Source organism: Spartobacteria bacterium UBA695 (assembly GCA_002298145.1).
In the GTDB taxonomy this organism is placed as follows: domain Bacteria; phylum Verrucomicrobiota; class Verrucomicrobiia; order Chthoniobacterales; family Chthoniobacteraceae; genus UBA695.
In genome coordinates, this window is sequence record DBMP01000006.1 from 172,824 (window position 1) to 193,139 (window position 20,316).

General features: G+C 61.7%; 18 protein-coding genes. 11 read left to right on the forward strand and 7 right to left on the reverse strand.

Annotated elements, in window-relative coordinates; genetic code table 11:
- The first annotated feature begins 122 nt into the window (after positions 1-122).
- From argH to B2828_RS02650, 4 genes are all read left to right on the forward strand, one after another.
- Positions 123-1,487 carry an argininosuccinate lyase gene (gene argH / locus B2828_RS02635; protein WP_479632129.1) on the forward strand — a complete coding sequence of 455 codons (1,365 nt, stop codon included), beginning with the start codon at positions 123-125 and terminating at the stop codon, positions 1,485-1,487.
- Positions 1,488-1,623: 136 nt separating this feature from the next.
- Positions 1,624-2,937, forward strand: coding sequence for a bifunctional UDP-3-O-[3-hydroxymyristoyl] N-acetylglucosamine deacetylase/3-hydroxyacyl-ACP dehydratase (locus B2828_RS02640; protein WP_479632130.1), 1,314 nt, complete (start codon positions 1,624-1,626; stop codon positions 2,935-2,937).
- Positions 2,938-2,950: 13 nt separating this feature from the next.
- Positions 2,951-3,730 carry an acyl-ACP--UDP-N-acetylglucosamine O-acyltransferase gene (gene lpxA / locus B2828_RS02645; protein ID WP_479632131.1) on the forward strand — a complete coding sequence of 260 codons (780 nt, stop codon included), beginning with the start codon at positions 2,951-2,953 and terminating at the stop codon, positions 3,728-3,730.
- Between the two features lie 78 nt (positions 3,731-3,808).
- On the forward strand, positions 3,809-4,282 hold the full coding sequence (locus B2828_RS02650) for a redoxin domain-containing protein (protein WP_479632132.1): 474 nt from the start codon (positions 3,809-3,811) through the stop codon (positions 4,280-4,282).
- A 63-nt stretch (positions 4,283-4,345) separates the two neighbouring features.
- Here B2828_RS02650 and B2828_RS02655 read toward each other — a convergent pair whose 3' ends face one another.
- The gene (locus B2828_RS02655) at positions 4,346-5,206 is read right to left on the reverse strand and encodes a diacylglycerol/lipid kinase family protein (RefSeq protein ID WP_479632133.1); all 861 of its coding nucleotides are present in this window, start codon (positions 5,204-5,206) and stop codon (positions 4,346-4,348) included.
- A gap of 47 nt (positions 5,207-5,253) precedes the next feature.
- Here B2828_RS02655 and B2828_RS02660 point away from each other — a divergent pair, with 47 nt between their 5' ends.
- Complete coding sequence (locus B2828_RS02660) at positions 5,254-6,732, forward strand: AsmA family protein (protein WP_479632134.1); 1,479 nt, start codon at positions 5,254-5,256, stop codon at positions 6,730-6,732.
- Positions 6,733-6,885: 153 nt separating this feature from the next.
- Positions 6,886-9,096: a PAS domain-containing sensor histidine kinase gene (locus B2828_RS02665; RefSeq protein ID WP_479632135.1), complete on the forward strand. Its 2,211-nt coding sequence runs from the start codon at positions 6,886-6,888 to the stop codon at positions 9,094-9,096.
- Positions 9,097-9,103: 7 nt separating this feature from the next.
- On the opposite strand, the gene hemL is transcribed toward B2828_RS02665, so the two are convergent.
- On the reverse strand, positions 9,104-10,384 hold the full coding sequence (gene hemL / locus B2828_RS02670) for a glutamate-1-semialdehyde 2,1-aminomutase (protein ID WP_479632136.1): 1,281 nt from the start codon (positions 10,382-10,384) through the stop codon (positions 9,104-9,106).
- A 339-nt stretch (positions 10,385-10,723) separates the two neighbouring features.
- Here hemL and B2828_RS02675 point away from each other — a divergent pair, with 339 nt between their 5' ends.
- The 5 genes from B2828_RS02675 (at position 10,724) to B2828_RS02695 (ending at position 15,213) form a co-directional block, all read left to right on the forward strand.
- On the forward strand, positions 10,724-12,019 hold the full coding sequence (locus B2828_RS02675) for a type II secretion system F family protein (RefSeq protein WP_479632137.1): 1,296 nt from the start codon (positions 10,724-10,726) through the stop codon (positions 12,017-12,019).
- A 21-nt stretch (positions 12,020-12,040) separates the two neighbouring features.
- Positions 12,041-12,655 (forward strand): type II secretion system protein, encoded by a 615-nt coding sequence (locus B2828_RS02680; protein ID WP_479632138.1) that lies wholly within the window; start codon positions 12,041-12,043, stop codon positions 12,653-12,655.
- 123 nt (positions 12,656-12,778) lie between these two features.
- Entirely contained in the window at positions 12,779-13,759 is a 981-nt protein-coding gene (locus B2828_RS02685) for a KpsF/GutQ family sugar-phosphate isomerase (protein ID WP_479632139.1), read from the forward strand.
- Positions 13,760-13,814: 55 nt separating this feature from the next.
- Positions 13,815-14,372, forward strand: coding sequence for an elongation factor P (efp, locus tag B2828_RS02690; protein ID WP_479632140.1), 558 nt, complete (start codon positions 13,815-13,817; stop codon positions 14,370-14,372).
- Positions 14,373-14,400: 28 nt separating this feature from the next.
- Positions 14,401-15,213 (forward strand): hypothetical protein, encoded by an 813-nt coding sequence (locus B2828_RS02695; RefSeq protein ID WP_479632141.1) that lies wholly within the window; start codon positions 14,401-14,403, stop codon positions 15,211-15,213.
- Positions 15,214-15,542: 329 nt separating this feature from the next.
- Here the strand turns inward: B2828_RS02695 and B2828_RS02700 are convergent, their stop codons facing one another.
- The 5 genes from B2828_RS02700 to B2828_RS02720 all read right to left on the reverse strand — a co-directional run bounded on the left by B2828_RS02700 (position 15,543) and on the right by B2828_RS02720 (position 20,287).
- Entirely contained in the window at positions 15,543-16,304 is a 762-nt protein-coding gene (locus B2828_RS02700; RefSeq protein ID WP_479632142.1) for an RluA family pseudouridine synthase, read from the reverse strand.
- A 74-nt stretch (positions 16,305-16,378) separates the two neighbouring features.
- Entirely contained in the window at positions 16,379-16,561 is a 183-nt protein-coding gene (locus tag B2828_RS02705; RefSeq protein ID WP_479632143.1) for a hypothetical protein, read from the reverse strand.
- A 29-nt stretch (positions 16,562-16,590) separates the two neighbouring features.
- Positions 16,591-16,830, reverse strand: a complete 240-nt coding sequence (locus B2828_RS02710; RefSeq protein WP_479632144.1) for a hypothetical protein — start codon at positions 16,828-16,830, stop codon at positions 16,591-16,593.
- Entirely contained in the window at positions 16,830-17,099 is a 270-nt protein-coding gene (locus tag B2828_RS02715; protein WP_479632145.1) for an SWIB/MDM2 domain-containing protein, read from the reverse strand. Before B2828_RS02715 ends, B2828_RS02710 begins: the two co-directional genes overlap by 1 nt.
- A 71-nt stretch (positions 17,100-17,170) precedes the next feature.
- Entirely contained in the window at positions 17,171-20,287 is a 3,117-nt protein-coding gene (locus tag B2828_RS02720) for an efflux RND transporter permease subunit (protein ID WP_479632146.1), read from the reverse strand.
- Positions 20,288-20,316: the final 29 nt, after the last annotated feature.

Genomic DNA, 20,316 nt, shown 5'->3' on the forward strand with positions numbered 1-20,316 from the left:
TATTCCCGAGGGACCGGCCCTTCGACAAGAGAAAACCTACACGTGTTGGGGGTTTTATTGACCTTCACGGGAAATTCTCTCCGCTATTGAAACTCCCGCGCGGTCTGTCATCATCGGCCCCCATGTGGAAAGGACGTTTTAAAACCGATACCGCGCAACTACTTAAAGATTTCTCCGAGTCAATCTCCTTCGACTGGCGGCTCTACCGGCATGACATTGTCGGCTCCATCGCCCATGCCACGGCGCTTCAGGCCGCGGGGCTGATTACTAAAGAGGAGCTGGAGGCGATCCGGGGCGGGCTCCTGGCCATCCGCGACGAGATCGACAAGGGCGAATTCCCCTGGCAGCGCGACCTGGAGGATGTCCACATGAACATCGAGGCCGAGCTGACCCGGCGCATCGGCGACCCCGGCGCAAAGCTCCACACCGCCCGCAGCCGCAACGACCAGGTGGCGCTCGACATCCGCCTTTACCTCCGCGACGAAGCCGGGGAAATTATCCACCTTATTTCAGAGGTCCAGAAAAGCCTCGTGGACCTGGGCGAGCGCAATGCCGGGGTGATCATCCCGGGCTATACCCACCTTCAGCGGGCGCAGCCGGTGCTTTTTGCGCACCACTTGCTGGCTTATGTGGAGATGCTCGCGCGGGACGCCGGGCGCGTCGCCGACGCCCGCAAGCGCCTCGACGTCCTCCCGCTCGGCTCGGGGGCCATCGCGGGCTCGACGATCAACCTCGACCGCAAGCTGATCGCCCGCGAGCTCGGCTTCCCGGCGATCAGCCAGAACAGCATGGACGCCGTGAGCGACCGCGACTTTGCCGTGGAACTCCTCTCGGCCCTGGCCTTGATCGGCGTCCACCTCTCGCGGCTCAGCGAGGACCTCATCCTCTGGGCCAGCGCGGAGTTCAAGTTCGTGACGATTTCCGACGCCTACACGACCGGCTCCAGCCTGATGCCGCAGAAAAAGAACCCCGACGTCTGCGAACTGACCCGCGGCAAAACGGGGCGGCTCGTGGGCAACCTGATGGCGTTGCTGACCCTCCTCAAAGGCCTCCCGATGACCTACAACCGCGACATGCAGGAGGACAAAGAGCCGGTGTTCGATTCGCTCGATACCGTGAAGCATTCGCTGCAAATCTACGCCGCCATGCTGCGGGAAATCCAGGTCAACCCGGCCCCATGCGCCTCCGCCGTGGCCGACTGGGCGCTCCTGGCCACCGATGTGGCCGATTACCTCGTCCTTCACGGCGTCCCCTTCCGCAAGGCGCATGAAATCGTCGGCAAAACCGTCGCGCTCTGTCTGGAGCGCAGCGTTGGCCTCGCCGACCTGAGCCTGGAGGATTACAAAGCGCTCTCCCCGGCGTTCGAGGATGACGTGTACGGCGTTTTCAACGTCGAGCGGTCCATCGACGCCCGCACCAACCCCGGCGCACCCTCCAGGGCCAACGTAAAAGCACAGCTGGAGCGCTGGAAAGCCGAGCTGAACTAAGCCCCCTCCCGGGGATTCCGCCCTCCCGTGCCCGGATGAAAATTGGGCACGGGAAGCGCGCCCAAAAAACGCGCGCAAAGCCCCCCGTAATTATCCATTGAGCAATCCCATTCCCCCTGCTAGGGTCAACCCTCCCATGTCTGAGCTCCAGCATACCCTAGCCTCGTCCGCGTCCCTCACGGGGACCTCTCTCCACACCGGAGAAAAATCGACCATCACCCTGCAACCGGCTCCCGTCGGGCATGGCTGGAAGTTCAAGCGCGTCGATCTGCCGGACCAGCCGGTGGTCGATGCCCACTGTTCGCTCGTCAAAACCGTCGAGCGGGCCACGAGCCTCTCAGAAGGTGCCGTCAAAGTGCAAACCGTGGAGCACGTTCTCTCCGCCCTCTACGGCATGGGCGTGGATAACGCGCTCATCGAAATGGACGCCAACGAGCCCCCCATCGGCGACGGCAGCGCAAAACCCTACGTCGATTTAATCAACAAAGCGGGCGTCGTAGCCCAGGACACCCCCCGCTCTTTCTACGCCATCAGCGAGCCGCTCCACATCGAGACCAAAAACGGCTCCATCCTGACCATCGTGCCGGACGACAAATTCCGCATCTCCTGCACCAACGTCGGCCCGGAAGGCCGCTTCACCCAGTTTTACAGCACCGAGATCACCCCGGCGCTTTATGAGAAGGAAATCGCCCCGGCCCGGACGTTCGTTTACTACGAGGACGTCAAGCCGCTGCTCGACAAGGGCCTCATCAAAGGCGGCAGCCTCGAAAATGCCGTCGTGGTAAAGGGCGAATCCGTCATGAGCAAAGAGCCCGTGCGCTACAAAGAGGAATTCGCCCGGCACAAGATCCTCGATCTCGTGGGCGACTTGGCGCTCTTCGGCCACCGCATCAAGGGGCACGTCATCGCCGTCAAGCCCGGCCATGGAGCCAACACCGAGCTTTCCAAGCAACTGACCCGCCGCCACGCGCAGCTCCTGGCCATGGTGCCGCCGTCGACAACGCCCAAGGGCGGCGACGTGCTCGACGTCAACAGCGTCATGAAGCTCCTCCCCCACCGCTACCCATTCCTGATGGTGGACCGGATCGTCGCCTTCGAGGGCGAGAGCAAGTGCACCGGCATCAAGGCCGTCACAATCAACGAACCGTATTTCCAGGGCCACTTCCCGGGCCATCCGGTGATGCCCGGCGTGCTCCAGCTCGAAGCCATGGCCCAGGTGGCCAGCATCGCCTTCCTGCACTTCGCAGGCGAGACGCCCAATGGGCGCGTCGGCTACTTTATGAGCGCGGATTCCGTCAAATTCCGCAAGCCAGTGATGCCCGGCGACACCCTCTTTATCCACGTCGAAGTCACCAAAGCCAAACGCAGCCTCGCCAAAGCCAAGGGCCGCTGCGTGGTGAACAATGAGGTTGTTTCCGAAGCCGACATGCTCTTTTGTTTCGTCGAGTAACCCCGAGCCATCCATGCCCGCGACCGAGATTCATCCCACCGCCATCGTCGATCCTCACGCCCAGCTTGGAAGCGGCGTCTACGTCGGGCCGTACTCCATCATCGGCCCGGACGTCACCCTGGGCGACGGCTGCTGGCTCCAGCACCATGTGACCATCACCGGGCCCGCCCGGATCGGGAAAAACAACAAGTTCTTTGCCTACGGCTCCATCGCCCAGCAAACGCAGGACCTCAAGTACCGGGGCGAACCGACCCATGTGGAGATCGGCGACGACAATTCGTTCCGCGAATACGTCTCCGTCCACCGCGCGACCTTCCCGGGCAACACGACGCGCATCGGCAACCGGGGCAACTTCCTGGCCTACGCCCACATCGCGCACGACTGCACGGTGGGCGATGATGTCATTTTCTCCAACAACGGGACCCTGGCGGGCCATGTTCAGGTGGGCGACCACGTGATCATCGGTGGCCTGACCGCCATTCATCAATTCTGCCGCATCGGGCGCCATGCGATCCTCGGGGGGTGCACGAAAATCGTCCAGGACGTGCCGCCCTTTATGATCGCCGACGGCAACCCGGCGGAGATTCGCGGGATCAACAAAGTCGGCATGGAGCGTCACGATTTCAGCCCGGAAACGATCAAGCAAATCAAGGAAGCCTACCGGCTCCTCTACCGGATGAACCTGAACGTCAAGGACGCGGCGGAGCAAATCCACGAAAAGCTCACCCCGATTCCGGAGATCTGCCAGCTGCTGGAGTTCCTCCAGACCACCGAGCGCGGTATTGTACGGTAATAACCAGCCCCAAGCGGTAGAGCTTGTTTGCGGGTGCTCGGTGTGCTATAGGGAAAGCGTCCCTAAAACCTTACCACTATGATCACCGTTGGAACCAAAGCTCCGGACTTCACCCTCAAATCCAAAAAGGGCGAAGCCATCACCGATATCCAGCTCAGCGCCAACTTCGGCAAGACGAACACCGTCCTGCTCTTTTTCCCGCTCGCCTTCACGGGCGTCTGCACCCAGGAACTATGCGACATCACGGGCGGCATCGCGGCCTACGAGAGCCTGGATGCCAAGGTGATCGCCGTCAGCGTGGATAGCCCCTTCGCCCAGGACGCATGGGCCCAGAAGGAGCACATCGGCCTGACGCTGGCCAGCGACCTTAATAAAACGGTCGCGGCCGCCTACGGCGTACTGCTGGCCGACCTCGGCGGATTCGGCAGCACAGCGGCCCGCGCCGCGTTCGTCATCGACAAAGCCGGGGTGATCCAATACGCCGAGCAAACGCCGACCCCGCACGACCTCCCGCACTTCGACGCGATCAAGGCCAAGCTGGCCGAGCTTTAAGAAAAACGCCTCGTTGCCTCGTTACGAATCTTGAAATTCGTAACGGGGCGGCCACCGGTTCATTCATCCCGGCACGATCACGCGCAGCCCCCGGGGCTCGCACTCGAAATCCACCGGCACCCGGCCAACCACCTCCCCGTCCACTTCGACAGGCACATCGCTCTCACTCGCCACCGAGAGCGCCCGCGTTTGCAGATAAGTCACGTCCGGCATGTCAATGTGCTTTCCAAACAGCGCGGCCTGAAGGTAGCGGATCAAATCCAGATGACCAACGCGCTCAAACAGGATCACATCCAGTAATCCATCATCGAGCCGCGCATTGGGAAAAACCGGGAACGGCCCTCCGTAGAAACGACCATTGCCAATCAGCACAAAGGAGCCCTCATGCTCCGCCCCCTCCGCCTTCACCCGGAGCGTCGGCGGCTTGCGGGCAGCCACCTGCGCGGCCGAGATAACGTAGCTCAGCGGCCCCAGATTGCGCTTGGCCTCCCAGCTCGTGGATTGCAGCGCCTGAGCATCGAGCCCCACCCCCGCCATCTGAACAAACGCGTGCCCAGAGGCCCTCGGCAAATCAATCTCGCGGGAGTCGCCGTTGCGAATGGCCGCCCACGCCTCCCGGAGATTTCTCGGCAAGCCCAGCTCGGTCGCAAAAACGTTCATCGTCCCCGTGGGCAAAATCCCCAGCGTCGCCCCCGTGCCCGCGATGCCGTTGAGGACATCATTCACCGTGCCGTCCCCCCCTGCTGCCACCACCACCTGCGCACCGGATAAGGCAGCCTCCCTCGCCAGCCTTCGGGCGTCCCCCGGTTCGCTGCTCAGGGCGACCACGGCCTCGCCACGCACCAGCGTTTCGATTTCTCCGAGAAGCCCTGCAGCCTTGGCGCTTCGAGCGGCGGGGTTGAGGATCACCATTATCTTGCTCATTTGACTTCGGTCTTTTCTTTCAAACCATCGTGACTACTTTGGTGTCCGTGCAAAACTTTTCCAAGCGGTTTCTGATCTCCGCGGGAATCCTCGCCGGGGCGGCGATTCTCCTCGGCCTCGACCTGTACGCAGGTTCGAAAGAGGTCCGGACGTGCTTGGAAACCGCCCTAAAGCGCGAACTCGGCGTACCGGTGCGGTTCAGCAGCCTCCACTACACCCTCTGGGGCGGCCTCACCGGCTATGACGTCGAGTGCAACTTCGGCCCCATGGGGACCGAGGGGGGCACCGGCTCCACGCTGACCATTCCATCCGTCTCCGCCAGCGTCGGCTGGCTGCCGCTCCTCTCGGGCCGCGTGGTCATTAATAAACTGCTCTTCAAAGCCCCGTTACTCACCTGGACGCAAGGCAAGGACGGGATGTGGAACCCGGTACCGCAGAAACCGCCCTGCCCCCTGGCCCCCCCTGTAGCAAAAGCCAGCCCGTCAGCCACCGAATCCCCCACCCCCGAGGGCCCCCACAAGCCGCATAAGAAAACGCGGGAGCATGGCCCCAAACGCCCCCTGGAATTCCGCATCGAAGCCATCAAAGTGGAAAACGCTACCCTGCGCTTCATCGACCACCAAGGGCGTCCCACCGTCACCTTCGAGGGGGCCAACGTTTACCTGCGCGATCCGGAAAAACCCGAGGGCACCGTCGCCGTCGCCAAGACCACCTTGCGCGAGGGCCTCGTCATCGACGGCTTCGCCGCACCCTTCTCCTTCCAAAAAGGCGGCATCGCCCTTGCCCCCATCGACGCACGCATCGCCCAGGGGACCATTCGCGGCAGCGCCACCCTCCAGCCCACGCAGGATTTGCCGCTCTTCACCCTCGACCTGCTCTTTGACGGCGTGAGCCTCAACGGCCTGCTGACCCAGTTCGGCGAAGAGCAGACCGCCGAGCGCGCCACCGGCACCATGCAAGGCAGCCTCGATCTCTACGGCGCCGTGGGCCAGAAGCGCTCCATCCAGGGCATCGGCCAGCTCAAGCTCCGCGAGAGCCGAGTCGAGCAAGTCGGCATCCTGGAGGCCATCGGCAAAATTTTGCAGATCGAGGAACTGCGAGAAATGCAGCTCCACAACGCCCAGCTCGACCTCCGCGCCGCCGAGGGCAAAGTCTTCATCGACAGCCTCGTCGTCGAATCGGCCAACATGAGCCTGGCCGCCAACGGCACAAGCGAATGGGACGGCAAGCTCAACCTCGCCGCGCGCCTCGCCGTCGGGCCCAAAATCAGCCGCCAGCTTCCGGGCTGGATGGACGCCGGGTTCCAGCCCGTCCCCGGGCGGAGCTTCCGCGAAATCGCCTTCAACATCAAAGGCACCGTCTCCCATCCCAGCACCGATCTTCTGCCCGTCCTCATGGGGCAAAAGTACGGGACACAATTCCTCAACCTCTGGCAATCCCTGACGGGAAAAGGCAAAAAAAAGCCGGTAGACAAAAAGAAGCCCGAACCCACGGAAGAAAGCGGCGATGCGACTCAGGGACATTAAAAAATAAGGTTTTCCCCGCCCCACTAGACAACCGAAGGCAAGCCTCGCTGCGAAACATCAACTCAGCGCTTGCACAAATATTCACGTGTCCTAATAATTTGGGACTTTCCCGGAGGATTGGGACTTACCCCCAGCTCAATCGTGTTCCCCAAAATGGCAGCAGACGAACCGGCCCAACAGGATGAAACGGCCCGCACTTCTCCTCATTCGGAGAAGCTTGCAACAGCCTTGTCCCTGGCCGCGATCCGCAACCTTCCCTACGCCGTCGCCGTCCTCACCCGCGAGGGCGCCATCGCGCTCGCCAACAAGGCCTGGCACAGCCTGCAAGCCAAGCTCAACCTCAGAGATCCCCGCGGCGGCGGCCACACAGCAATCGACCTCGGCGCATTTCAGAAAATTTCCCCCGAGGCACGGCCAGTCTACATCGGCATCGCCAAAGTCGTGCAGGGCCTCTTGCCCAAATTCGTGGCGGAGTTCCACGTCCGCGCGGCCCAACAGCAGCACTGGTTTCATCTGCGCGCCGAACCGCTGGAATCGACCGGCCATTTTCTCCTGACGCTGACAGAAACCACCCACCAGCACAAAACCGAACAGGACCTCAGAGAGAGCCACTCGCTTTTTAACCGCATCGTGGAAGGCACCGGCGACGGGATTTTCATCTACGATACCGAGGGGCATTTCCTGATGCACAATTCAGCCTGCAAGGACCTCTTCGGCAGCGGGCACGAACGGCTGACCGGCAAAAGCATCGACGAAGTGTTCCCGCCCGAGCTCGCCCAGTCCATCCACAGCCACAACGAAGTCGTCCTGGGCACCGGGCGCATGCTGGGCTACGAGATCGTACTAAAACACCCGGCGGGCGACCGGACGCTCTTGATTCAAAAAGGGCTCTACCGCAACCACCGCAACCAGATCGTCGGCATCATCGGCATCTCGCGCGACATCACCGAGCGGAAACTCGCCGAGGAAAAACTCGAACGCAGCGAACGCCATTTCCGGGCGCTCATCGAAAAAAGCAGCGACACCATCGGCATCGTCTCCGAGCAAGGCGACGTCCTCTACGTCAGCCCGCAGGCAGAGCGAATGTTCGGCTTCGAAGCCTCCCACTGGATCGGAGCCAATATCTTTTTCTGGATTCACCCCGATGAAGTAAAGAAAGTCCGGGAGAACCTTAAGGAACTCAAGAAAGCCCCGGGCTGCTCCGCCACCGGCGAGGTACGGGTCCTTTGCAAAAACGGCAGTTGGCGGTGGGTCGAAACCACCGTTTCCAATTTCCTCGACGACCCCGGCGTGCGGGCCTTGATCGTCAACGTGCGCGACATCTCCGAGCGCAAGCAATCCGAGCGGGCCTTGCAGCGTTTCCAGGCCATTGTCGAAAGCTCGATCGACGCCATCTACAGCACCGGCCCGGACGGCACCGTCACGAGCTGGAACCCCGCCGCCACGCGGATCTTCGGCTACACGGAGGAAGAGATGCTCGGGGCCGACTGCCTCCAGTTGGTACCCAGGGATCACCTCCGGGAAAGCCGGGAATTCACCACCTCCGTCCTCAAAGGAAAAGCCGTCCACGACGTCGAAACCGTGCGCATCGCCAAAGACGGCCGCCGCATCGACGTCGCGCTGACCCTCTCCCCCATCTACGGCGTCACCGGGCGGATCGAGGGCATCGCCGCCACCGTGCGCGACATCACCGAGCGGCGGCGGCTGGAGAGAGAAGTCCTGGAGATTTCGGACTTTGAGAAACAGCGCATCGGCCAGGACCTGCACGACGACCTCTGCCAGCACCTCGTGGGCGTCATCATGCTCTGCTGCCTGCTAGAAAAAGACCTCCGGCAATACGGCCTCAAGCAGGCCGACGACGCCGCGCAGATCAAAGACATGCTCAACAACGCCGTGGACCACGCCCGCAGCCTGGCGCGGGGACTCTCGCCGCTCGACTTCACCGATGGCGGGCTCCTGGAAGGGCTGAGAACGCTCGCCGCCAACACCGAGCGGATCTTCCGCATCCCGTGCGAATTCGTTTGCCGCGCCCCGGTGCAGATCGACAACCACGAGGTCGCCACGCACCTCTACCGGATCGCCCAGGAGGCCCTCCACAACGCCGTCAAACACAGCAAGGGGACCAAAGTAATCATCTACGTGGATCAGCAGGGCGACAACCTGGAAATCACCGTCGACGACAACGGCGTCGGCATCCCCGATGACCCCAAACCCTCCAGCACCAACGGCGGCCTCGGGATGCACACCATGCGCTACCGGGCCCGGATCATCGGCGCCCGGCTCTGCTCCTCGCGCAAGCCCGAGGGCGGCTCGAAAGTCGTCTGCACCTTCCGCCTGCCGGAGTCGGAGAACGGAAAGTGCTAGTGCCCCCCTACCCGAGCGCCTCGCTGGCCACACGGGCCGTCGTCTCGATATCCTCGAACGTGTGCGCCAGCGACAGAAAGCCCGTCTCAAACGGCGACGGCGCAAAGTAAACGCCGCTATCCAGAGCGCGGTGGAAGAATTTGCCGAACGCCTCGCGGTCGCTCTTAAGCGCATCGGCCAAGTTGAGCACCGGGCCGCCCGTAAAAAAGAGGCAGAACATCGAGCCCACGCGGTGGAAAGTCAGCGCGCCCGCCTTCCGCTTTAGCACCGGCCCGAGCGCCTCCTCAAACGCCGCGCCAATCTCCTCCAGGCGCTGCCAGCCGTTCACGCGCTCCAGCTCCCGCAGCTGCGCCAGCCCCGCCGCCATGGCCAGCGGATTACCCGAGAGCGTCCCGGCTTGATACACCGGACCGTCTGGCGAAAGCTGGTCCATAATCTCCGCCCGCCCGCCAAAGGCCCCCACCGGCAACCCGCCGCCGATCACCTTACCCATCGTGCTCAAGTCGGGCACGATCCCGTAGAGCTCCTGCGCACCGCCCCGGGCCACGCGGAAGCCGGTCATCACTTCGTCGAAAATAAGCACCGCGCCGTACTGCGAACAAAGCGCGCGCAGCTCCTCCAGGAAACCCGGCTGCGGAAAGTAAAGGCCCGCATTGGCGGGAATCGGCTCCAGGATCACCGCAGCGATTTCCCGGCCCTCCCGCGCAAAAAGCCCCTTGAGCGCCTCCACATCATTGAACGGCAGCGTGAGCGTCAGCTCCGCAAACGCCCTGGGCACCCCGGCGCTATCCGGCTCCCCGTGCGTCAGCGCGCCGCTGCCCGCCCGCACCAGCAGACTGTCGCCGTGCCCATGGTAGCAACCCTCGAACTTCACAATCTTGTCCCGCCCCGTAAACCCGCGCGCCAGCCGCAGCGCCGACATCGTCGCCTCAGTGCCCGAATTGACCATCCGCACCTTCTCCACCGACGGCATCCACGCGCGAATCAGCCGGGCCATCTCCACCTCCAGCGGGTTCGGGATGCCGAAGCTCACGCCATTGCCCGCCGTCTCGCGAATCGCCGCGATCACACACTCCGGCGCATGCCCCAGAATCGCCGGGCCCCACGTCCCCACGTAGTCAATCAGCTCATTGCCGTCGATATCCCAAATATGGGCCCCCGCCGCCCGCTGCACGAAAAACGGCTCCCCCCCCACATTGCGAAAAGCGCGAACCGGAGAGTTCACTCCGCCGGGAATCAGTTTCCGGGCTTCGGCAAAGGCGGCAATGGAGGCAAGGCGAGGATTCATAAAAACCCCATCCTAAAGCATTCCCTTGCGGGGCGGGAGCTTAAAAAGTTTCACAAAGTAATGACGTTGCCCGCACAGAAGGGAAAAAACCCGGTAACAAAATGGCTTCAGACACAGTTCTCATTGGACAAATCCCGGTTCCATGGCCATTCTTTTTACGAATTGCTGAGCAAAAGGCACGGAGACCCAAGCGAGGAAAACATCCAAAGGGGAAAACGCCATGGGCGGAGTCAACGGGCAGCCGCATGACCTCCGTTCATAACGACACCGAGCCGGAGGATGCGGGCCTCTTGTTTTTTGTTTCGCAGTGTGATCCATTCCATTGTCCCCAAGCCCCCTATGCCAAAGTTTAACTACGTCGCTCTAGACGCCCGTGGCAGTGAATCCACCGGCGTAATTGAAGCCGCTTCCTCCAACGATGCCATCGGCCAGCTGCGACAGTCTGGCTACTTCCCCACCAGTGTGACGGAAGAAGGAAAAGGAGGAGCGCCTCGCAAATCCGCTAAAAAAGCTTCCAAACCGGCCCCGGCGGCAGCCTCGGCAACGGCAAAGAAGTCCAGCAGCTCAGGCCTCTTCACCAAACAGACCGTCAAGAGCAAGACGCTCATGATCTTTACGCGGCAGCTCGCCACGCTGATCGACGCCGGTCTACCGCTATTGCGGGGCTTGACGGTGCTCGCCAAGCAAGAGCGCGACCCGGTGCTAAAGAAAACCATCAACCAGCTCGCCGACTCCGTCCAGGGCGGCAACACCTTCTCCGAATCGCTGGCACAGCACCCGAAGATTTTCAACAAGCTCTACATCAACATGGTCAAGGCCGGTGAGCTCGGCGGTGTTCTCGAGCTCGTCCTCAACCGTCTGGCCGAGTTCCAGGAAAAAGCCCAGAAGATCGCCAACAAGGTCAAGTCAGCCATGGCCTACCCGATCATCGTCTTGATCATCGCCATGCTGATCATGTGGTTCCTCCTGGTCTTCATCGTTCCGAAATTCGAGCAGATCTTCAAAGACATGCTCGGTAACAAGCCGCTGCCCGAGCTGACCCAGTTCGTCATCAGCTTGAGTCGGACCATTCAAGAGAACTTCATCGGCATCGTCGGCGGTATCGTCACCATCATCGTCGTCTACAACATCTTTTCCCACAGCGCCAAAGGGCGCGTCATCCTCGATCAGATCAAGATCCGAATGCCGCTCCTGGGCGACCTGCTGCGCAAATCAGCCATCTCCCGCTTCACCCGCACGCTCGGAACACTCGTAGAAAGCGGCGTCCCGATCCTCCAGGCCCTCAACATCACCAAAGACACAGCGGGCAACGCCGTCATCGCCGACGCCATCATGAAAGTACATGACGCCGTCAAAGAAGGTGAATCCATCGTCGCCCCGCTGGAATCCAGCGGCGTCTTCCCACCGCTAGTCATCAGCATGATCGACGTCGGCGAAGAAACCGGCCAACTCCCCAACATGTTGCTGAAAATCGCCGACGTGTTCGATGACGAAGTCGACAACGCCGTCGCGGGCCTCACCGCCATGCTTGAGCCGCTCATGATCGTCATCCTGGCCGTCGTCGTCGGCAGCATCGTCATCGCCCTCTTCATGCCGCTGATCTCCATCATCCAACAGATGCAGAACCAGACCTAGAAGCGAGGGAACACACACACCATGAAACGCCCCCTATTCTTTGGTTTCACCCTCATCGAGCTGCTGGTGGTGATGTCCATCATCGCCCTGCTCGCCGGGCTGACCCTCTCCACCGTCCAGTACGCGCAGAACAAAGCGGCCCGCGACCGGGCCAAGGCGGAAATCTCCGCCCTGGAGCTGGCGCTGGAATCGTACAAAGTCGACAACGGCGATTATCCGCGCGACGACGGCAGCACCGACTCCGCGTCCATGAAGGCCTCGGGCAACCCGAGAGTTGTCATCCCCAAGGCCGGCGGTGCCGTGCCGACGATGAGCGGCTCCTCCTCTGTAGTGCTTTACAAAGCCCTCAGCGGCGACGCCGATGGCAACCGCATCGTAACGGCCGCCGAACGGAGCCAGCAGCGGACCTACTTCCCGTTCAAACCCGGGATGCTGTTTCCCAAAAACGGCACCGGCAACGTAACGGCCGTCACCGATCCCTTCGGCAACGTGTACGGCTACTCGACCATCGGCTCGGGAACGGCAGCCAGTTCCGGCACCAATCCCGGCATGAACCCAACCTTCGACCTCTGGTGCACCGTCGATCCGGCCAAAACCGGCACCACCCCTACGGCCACCTGGATCACCAACTGGTAACCAATCGACTCCTTAAAAAGCCGCGCTCCGTAAAAACCGGGCGCGGCTTTTTTTACTCCTGATAAATTTGCCAGGGACAACTTTTCCTTGGCAGCATCCCCTCCCCCATCCAAACTTTGCCGTATGGATTTTCTTGCAAAAGCCCGTCGTGTTTTTGAGATCGAACTGGACGAGGTCCGCCGCGTCGGCGAGCGCCTCGACGAGTCGTTCACTCGTGCCGTGGAGACCATCCTGGCCAGCCTCAAAGAGCGCGGCAAAATCGTCGTCATCGGCGTGGGCAAATCGGGTCACATCGGCGAAAAAATCGCCGCCACCATGACCAGCACCGGCTCCCCCGCCGTCGTGCTTAACTCCCTCAACGCCCTCCATGGCGACTTGGGCGTCGTGGCCGACGGCGACGTCATCCTGGCATTGAGCTTCTCTGGCGAAACCGAGGAACTCCTGCGCATCCTCCCGGCCTTGAGCCGCTTCGAAGTCAAGATCGTCTCCATCACCGGCAACCCGAAATCGACCCTCGCCATCCACTCCGACGTCCACTTGGACGCCTCCATCCAGGAGGAAGCCTGCCCGCTCGGCCTCGCCCCCACCTCCTCCACCACCGCCACCCTCGTCCTGGGCGACGCCCTGGCAATGGTGCTCCTGGAAGCCCGCAACTTCAAAAAAGAAGACTTCGCCCGCTACCACCCCGGCGGCAGCCTCGGGCGCTCCCTGCTCCTTAAAGTCACCGAAATCATGCGCACCGGCGACCAGCTCGCCCTCATGCCGCCCGAGACGCCCATCCACGAAGTCATCAAACGCATGGCCAACGCCCGGGCTGGCGCCGCCGTCCTCGTCCACCCCGACGGCACGCTTGCAGGCGTCTTCACCCACGGCGACTTCGGCCGGCAGTTTGAAAAAGTGCCCGACCTGCTCAATCGGCAAGTCGGCGAATTCATGACCCCCTGCCCCATCACCGTCAACGCCAACAAAATGGCCGTCGAAGTCCTCCGGATTATGCAGAAACACGCCGTAGACGACCTCATCGTCGTCGACCAGTCCAGCGGCAGCCCCGTTCCCGTCGGCCTCGTCGATTCGCAAGACCTGGCCAAGTTCAGACTTGTCTAAGCGGCTTGGGACTGCTTCATTTGTTTTTTCCAATCATTTCTTTCTACTAAACCTCATGGCAGCAGCAAACGATCTCCGCAAAGGCATGGCCATCCGTTACAACGGAAACGTCGCCATCGTCCTTGAAGTCATGCACCGTACCCCCGGTAACCTCCGTGCATTTGTCCAACTCATCATCCGCTACATCGGCACGGGCAAATCCGCCGACGTCCGGTTCGGCTCGACCGACAAGGTGGAACTCGTCGAAGTCTCCCGCCAGAAGCTGGAATTCAGCTACAAGGACAACACCGGCTTCAACTTCATGGACCCGGAAACCTACGAGACCGTCACGCTCGACGAACACCTCATCGAAGAAGCCAAGGATTACCTCGTGGAGAACCTCCCCGTCGAAGTCCTCTACGCCGAGGGCAAGGCCGTCCAGGTCGAGCTCCCCTCCACCGTCACGATGAAAATCATCGAATCCGCCGAAGGCGTCCGGGGCGACTCCGCCAACAACGTTCAGAAACCGGCCACGCTCGAAACCGGCAAGGTAATCAACGTTCCGCTCTTCATCAAAGAAGGCGAACTGGTCAAAATTGACACGCGCAACGGCGCTTACCTCGGTCGCGCGTAAATAAACCTGCAACCGCCTAGCGAACCTAATGCCACGGCTCCCCAAGCGCCCTGGAAACGCAAAGCGGAAGGTTCACCGATTCCAGACCGGCTCGGCATCGCTTATCGGCGGCGCCGAGCCGTTCGACGTACCGGCACCGAGGCGCCAGCTCGTCATCCCGACGCGCGTCCTCAACACCGTCATCGCGGTCTTTCTGCTGCCGCTGGCGTTCGTCTGGACCAAGACGTTCTTCCGCATCTTCACGCGCGAGACGTTTAAATACCAGTACTGGGCCACCGAGGAATTCTGGTTTTTCTGCCTGGGCGGGCTGCTTTGGGGAATCGCCTTTTTCGGCCTGCCGCGGCGGGCGGTCAACTACGCCTACGTCTGGGGGCATGAGTTCACCCACGCCATCTGGGTCTGGCTGATGGGAGGCAAAGTCAGCGCGTTCGAAGTGCGCCGCGACGGCGGGCACATCCTCACCAACAAGAGCAACGTCTGGATCGCCCTGGCGCCCTATTTTTATCCGCTCTACAGCGTGGCGGTGATCGTCTTTTACGCGCTCTGCTGGCTTTTCTGGGATATGACGCCGTATACGCGCTGGCTATTCCTGGCCCTCGGCATCACGTGGACCTTCCATATGAGCTTTACGCTCTGGATGATCCCAAAGGGCCAGTCGGACCTCTCTCAGCACGGGACGTTTTTTTCGCTGGTGATCATTTACCTGGCCAATCTCGCGATCATCAGTGCCATGGTGGTAATCACCGCGCCGCACCTGACCGTTCATGGCTTCGGGCGCGAGTTCCTGCACAACTGCATCGAGCTTTCGAGCTGGATCGTGATGCAGGTGCGGAGGTTTTAGGCGTGGGCAAAGTTACCCGCACCCTTGCAGGGTGCGTTTGTAAAATATGAACCCATCATCCCAGGGCGTTGCCCTGGGCTATGGAGACCGGTGCCCTTTCAGGACACCCTCATGGGCCGCAATGGAATTGCGGGAGCAAGGGCGTGCCCAAATGGAGTTTGGGCACGAGAAGAGGAGGTTTTAGACGCGGACTAAAAGCGGCGATGGAATAGCCGAAAAAAAGCGCAAGAGGCGCAAAATCAGAGCATCTCTTTCGTTTAGCGATTTTTGCGCCTTTTTGCGGCTCATCCTATTTCCGGGTTTAGGTTAATCGGCGAAATCTGCGGATCCTACCTCCGTAATGGCCCCCCCACCTCCATCCACGCCGCCATGTCAGGCGCGAGCGGGGCGCTCCACTCCAATACACCGTCCTCAGGCGTTTCGATGCGCAGCCGCGCGGAATGCAGGGCATGGCGCGACAGAAGCAGACGCTTTTCGAGACTCTCCGTCCAGCCAGTCTCGATAAACTCCAGGTAACAGCGCTCGTCGGGGCCGTAAATTTTATCGCCAACGATCGGGTGCCCGGCGTGGGCCAGATGCAGGCGAATCTGGTGCGTGCGGCCCGTTTTGGGATAGGCGCGAACCAGGGCGAAACGTTCCCCCGCGCTAGTCGGTTTCTCAAACCGCTTTTCCACCCGGAAATGCGTCACCGCTTGCGCGCCCTCGGGGTGGATGCAGCGCTTCAGGTAGATCGCCGTGGGGAGGCGCTCGCCTTGGCGCAAAATGGGGGCATCGACAGTGAACTCGTCCGCCTCGGGCCAGCCCCAGACGAGCGCGAGGTACTCCTTGCACGCTGCCCGGCGCTTCATGGCTTCATGGAAGCGGCGGGCGCTTTCGTGATGTTTGGCCACGAGCACCAGCCCGCTGGTTTCACGATCGAGGCGGTTGATGATGGAGACCTGGCCGCCGTTGGCCAGTTCATAGGCCAGCAATTCCCGCAGGCCGTGCCAGAGCGTTCTGGGGCCGCCGGGCTTTTTGGGGTGGATTTGCAAAAACGGCGGCTTGTCCACCACGATCCACCCGGCGCTCTCCTGGACGACACTAAAGTCCATCGGTCCTCGTCACAGTGATGCTGTTGCCGGGGAGGCTTTAAACGCTTTGCAAAAAAAATGAGCTGGCTTTTTAACTAAGCCTCGCTGGTCGGAGCGTCTGCGTTACCGGCAGAAGCTTCTACGCCATCGGCTGGAGCTTCCTCTCCACTGGCCCCATCATGAGGGCGTTCAAGCTTGGCTCGCCGTTTCTCTTCTTTCTTCTTTTTCTTTTCCAGTTCTTTTCTGCGTTTTTCGTATCCGTAGTTAGGTTTTGGCATTTTTTAAAAAGGGATCGCCGCTTGCGCGCTTAAGACTCTCCATTAAGCCAGCGCGTAAAGCATTCGTCCAAGCGCTGGAGCATAGCATCCACGTTCCGGGATGTATCGGTAAATTTTCCCCAGCGGGTGACGTCGGGCGAAACGGGGCCGCCCTCGATTTCCTGGATAAACTCCTCGACCAGCTCAGACTGCGCACGGTGGGCGCTCCGAAGATGCGCACGGCAGGTCTCGGCGGTCTGGTTTTGGCGGTTTTTGGTTCCCAGGCCCATTATTGGATGTGACCGTTCACAAGCCGCGTCATCTCGAACATGCTCACCTGGCTCTTGCCGTCAAAAACCGGCTTGAGGGTCGCATCGGCATTGATCATCCGCTTCTGGGCCGGATCCTGAAGACTGTGTTTTTTGATGTAATCCCAGATTTTCTTAGTCAGCTCGGGTCTCGACAAGGGCTCGCTGCCGACAATGGCGGCGAGGGCGGGATCGGGCTGCACGGGTTTCATCAATGCAGAGTTCGGCTTGCTGTTGGATGCTTTAGGCATAGGACGTTTTTGGATGTTTAGGACGAATCGAGTACTTTGGGAAGCACTTTGGCTATAAATTGAAGCCGCCCTTACTTCGCACGCCGCCCCCGTGCCAGACGCTCCACGGTGTCAAACGTGACAGGAATTAGGAAAATAGCCAGGCCCGTAGCGGCGAGCATCCCCCCGATGACGCATGTGCCGATGATCTGCCGGGAGGCCGCGCCGGAGCCGGTGGCAGTCCAGAGGGGGACGCACCCGAGGATGAAGGCAAGCGAGGTCATGACGATCGGGCGCAGGCGCAACCGGGCGGCTTCGAGGACGGCGGCAGTGATTTCCTTCCCCTCCTCGACCCCGGCGCGGGCATATTCGACGATCAAGATGGCGTTTTTGGCCGAGAGGCCGATGAGGAGGATCATGCCGATCTGGGCATAGACGTCGTTTTCAAGGTTCCGCCCCCAGATGGCCGTGAGTGCCCCGGCCACGGCGACCGGTACGCCCAGAAGGACACTGAAGGGCAAGGACCAGCTTTCGTAGAGGGCGGCGAGGATCAGGAAGACGAAAATGAGCGAGACGCCGAAAATGACCGCCGGAGGGATGCCCGCGGCGGCTTTCTGCTCCTGGTAGGACATGCCGATGTAGTCGAAGCCCATTTCGGGCGGCATCGTCTCGGCAAAGGTTTCCTCCAGGGCCTTCATCGCCTGGGCAGAGCTGTAGCCGGGGGCGGCCGCGCCGTTGATCTGGGCAAAACGGTAGAGATTGTAGCGGGTGGTGAACTCCGGGCCTTTCTGGGGATGCAAGGCGAGGACGGACTTGACCGGCACCATGCGGTTGTCCTGGTTGCGCACGTAGAAATCCTCGATGCCGCGGGTGTTTTGCCGGAAATCCCCCTCGGCCTGGACGTAGACCTGCCACTGGCGGCCAAAGCGGTTAAAGTAGTTCACAAAATAGCCCCCCAGGTAGGTCTGGAGGACCTGGTAGACGGAGGCGAGATCCACGCCCTGCTTGAGCGTTTTGCTCCGGTCCACCTGGGCGTAGACCTGGGGGACCGACGGAAGCTGCGTGGTGCTCAGGCCGACGATCTCGGGGCGTTTCCGGGCCGCCGCCATGAATTGATCCACCTGCGCGGCGAGAAACGGGACGTCTTTTCCAGCCCGGTCCTCCAGCGCGAAGGTGAAGCCGCCCGAAGTGCCGACGCCCGGGATGGCCGGGGGCGGGAAGCTGTAGGCGATGGCCCCGGGAACGCGCGCCAGCTCCCGGGCCAGGTGGGCGCGAATGGCGGGCAGCTGCTCCTCGGGGCGCGTGCGAACGCTCCAGTCTTTGAGCGTTACGAAGAAAAAGCCGTTGTAGGTCGCCTGCAGGGTGCTCAGGAGGTTAAACCCGGCCACGGTGCTGAACTGGGCCACGCCGGGGGTCTTGTGGAGAATATCCTCCACTTTTTTGCAGACCTCCGAGGTGCGCTGGAGCGAGGCCCCATCAGGAAGCTGCACGGAGATGTAGAAATAGCCCTGGTCCTCCTCGGGTAGGAAGCCCGTGGGGATATGGCGCACAAAAAACCACGAGACCGCGCAGAAAGCGGCCAACAGCAAGAGGCTCAAAAAGCGGTGATGGATAGCCCCCCGGCTCGTGGCCACGTAGCGCTCCGTGGCTTTTTCAAAGCCCCGGTTAAAGCCGCCGAACGCCCAAGTAAGCGGTCCCTTACCCTCATGGCGGGGCCGTAGCAGGAGGGAGGCGAGCGCCGGGGAGAGCGAAAGGGCGTTAAAGGCGGAGAGCGTTACGGAAATAGCGATGGTGAGGGCGAATTGCTGGTAAAGCCGCCCGGTGATGCCCGGGATGAACGACGTGGGGACAAAGACGGCGGCCAGGACGAGCGTGGTGCCGATGATCGGCCCGGAGACGCGCTCCATGGCGGCGAGCGTGGCTTCGCGCGGAGCGAGGCCGTGCTCCATCTGGCGCTCCACGGCCTCGACGACCACGATGGCGTCATCGACCACCACACCGATGGCCAGCACCATGCCGAATAGGGCCAGGGTATTGAGGGAAAACCCAAAGATCGGGAAAAAAGCCAGCGTGCCGACGAGCGACACCGGCACGGCGCAGAGCGGGATGAGCGTGGCCCGCCAGCCTTGCAGGAAGACGAAGACGACCAGCACGACAAGGAGAAGCGCCTCGCCCAGGGTTTTGACGATCTCCCGCATCCCTTCGCGAACGGCGACGGTGGTGTCGAGGGAGACTTTGTAGCGCATGTCCGGGGGGAAGCGCTTGGAGAGTTCGGCGATCTTGGCTTTCACGGAGTCGGCGGCCTGGAGGGCGTTGGTACCCGGGAGCTGGTAGAAGGCCAGGATCGCGGAAGCCTCGCCGTTGAAGCGTCCCTCGATGTTGTAGCTCTGCGCCCCGAGGTCGATCCGGCCCACGTCTTTGACCCGCACGGTGCCGCCGTCGGGGTTAGCCCGCAGGATGATGTCGCCGAATTCCTCCGACGTGACGAGCCGCCCCTGGGTGCGGACGGTGGTGGTGAATTCCTGCCCGGCGGGGACGGGCTCGGCGCCGATCTGCCCGCCGGGGTTGGGCGAGTTCTGCCCCCGGATGGCGGTGATGATCTCCGGGACGGTGATGCCGAGCTGCGCCAGGCGGTCGGGCCGCACCCAGAGGCGCATGGCGTACTGGCCCGCGCCGAAGACGTTGATGCTGGCGATGCCGGGCTGGCGCGTGAGCGGATCAACGAGGTTGATGTAGGCGTAGTTGGCCAGAAACACGTTGTCATAGCTGCCGCCGGGGGAGTAGAGGGCGATCAACATCAGCGGCGAGGAGGGGGACTTCTGCACCGTGACGCCGTAGTTGTTCACCTCGGTGGGGAGCTGCGAGGCGGCCTGGGAGACGCGCATCTGGGTGAGCACCTGGTCGATGTTCGGGTCGCTGGCCACGTCAAAGGCGATGCGGAGCTGCATCTGGCCGTTGCTGGCATTGGTGGAGATCATGTACTGCATGTTGTCCACGCCGCTGAGCTGCTGCTCCAGCGGGGCGGCGACGGCGGCTTCGAGGGTCTCGGCGTCCGCTCCCAGGTAGGTAGCGTGGATGAGGATCTCCGGGGGAACGATGTTCGGGAACAGCGCGATCGGCAGGAAATAGGCCGCGATGCTCCCTACCAGCACCATAAGGATGGCGATCACGATGGCCACGATGGGCCGGTTGATAAAAAAGCGGTACATAGCTTACCCGTAGAAATCCGCGCCTCCGC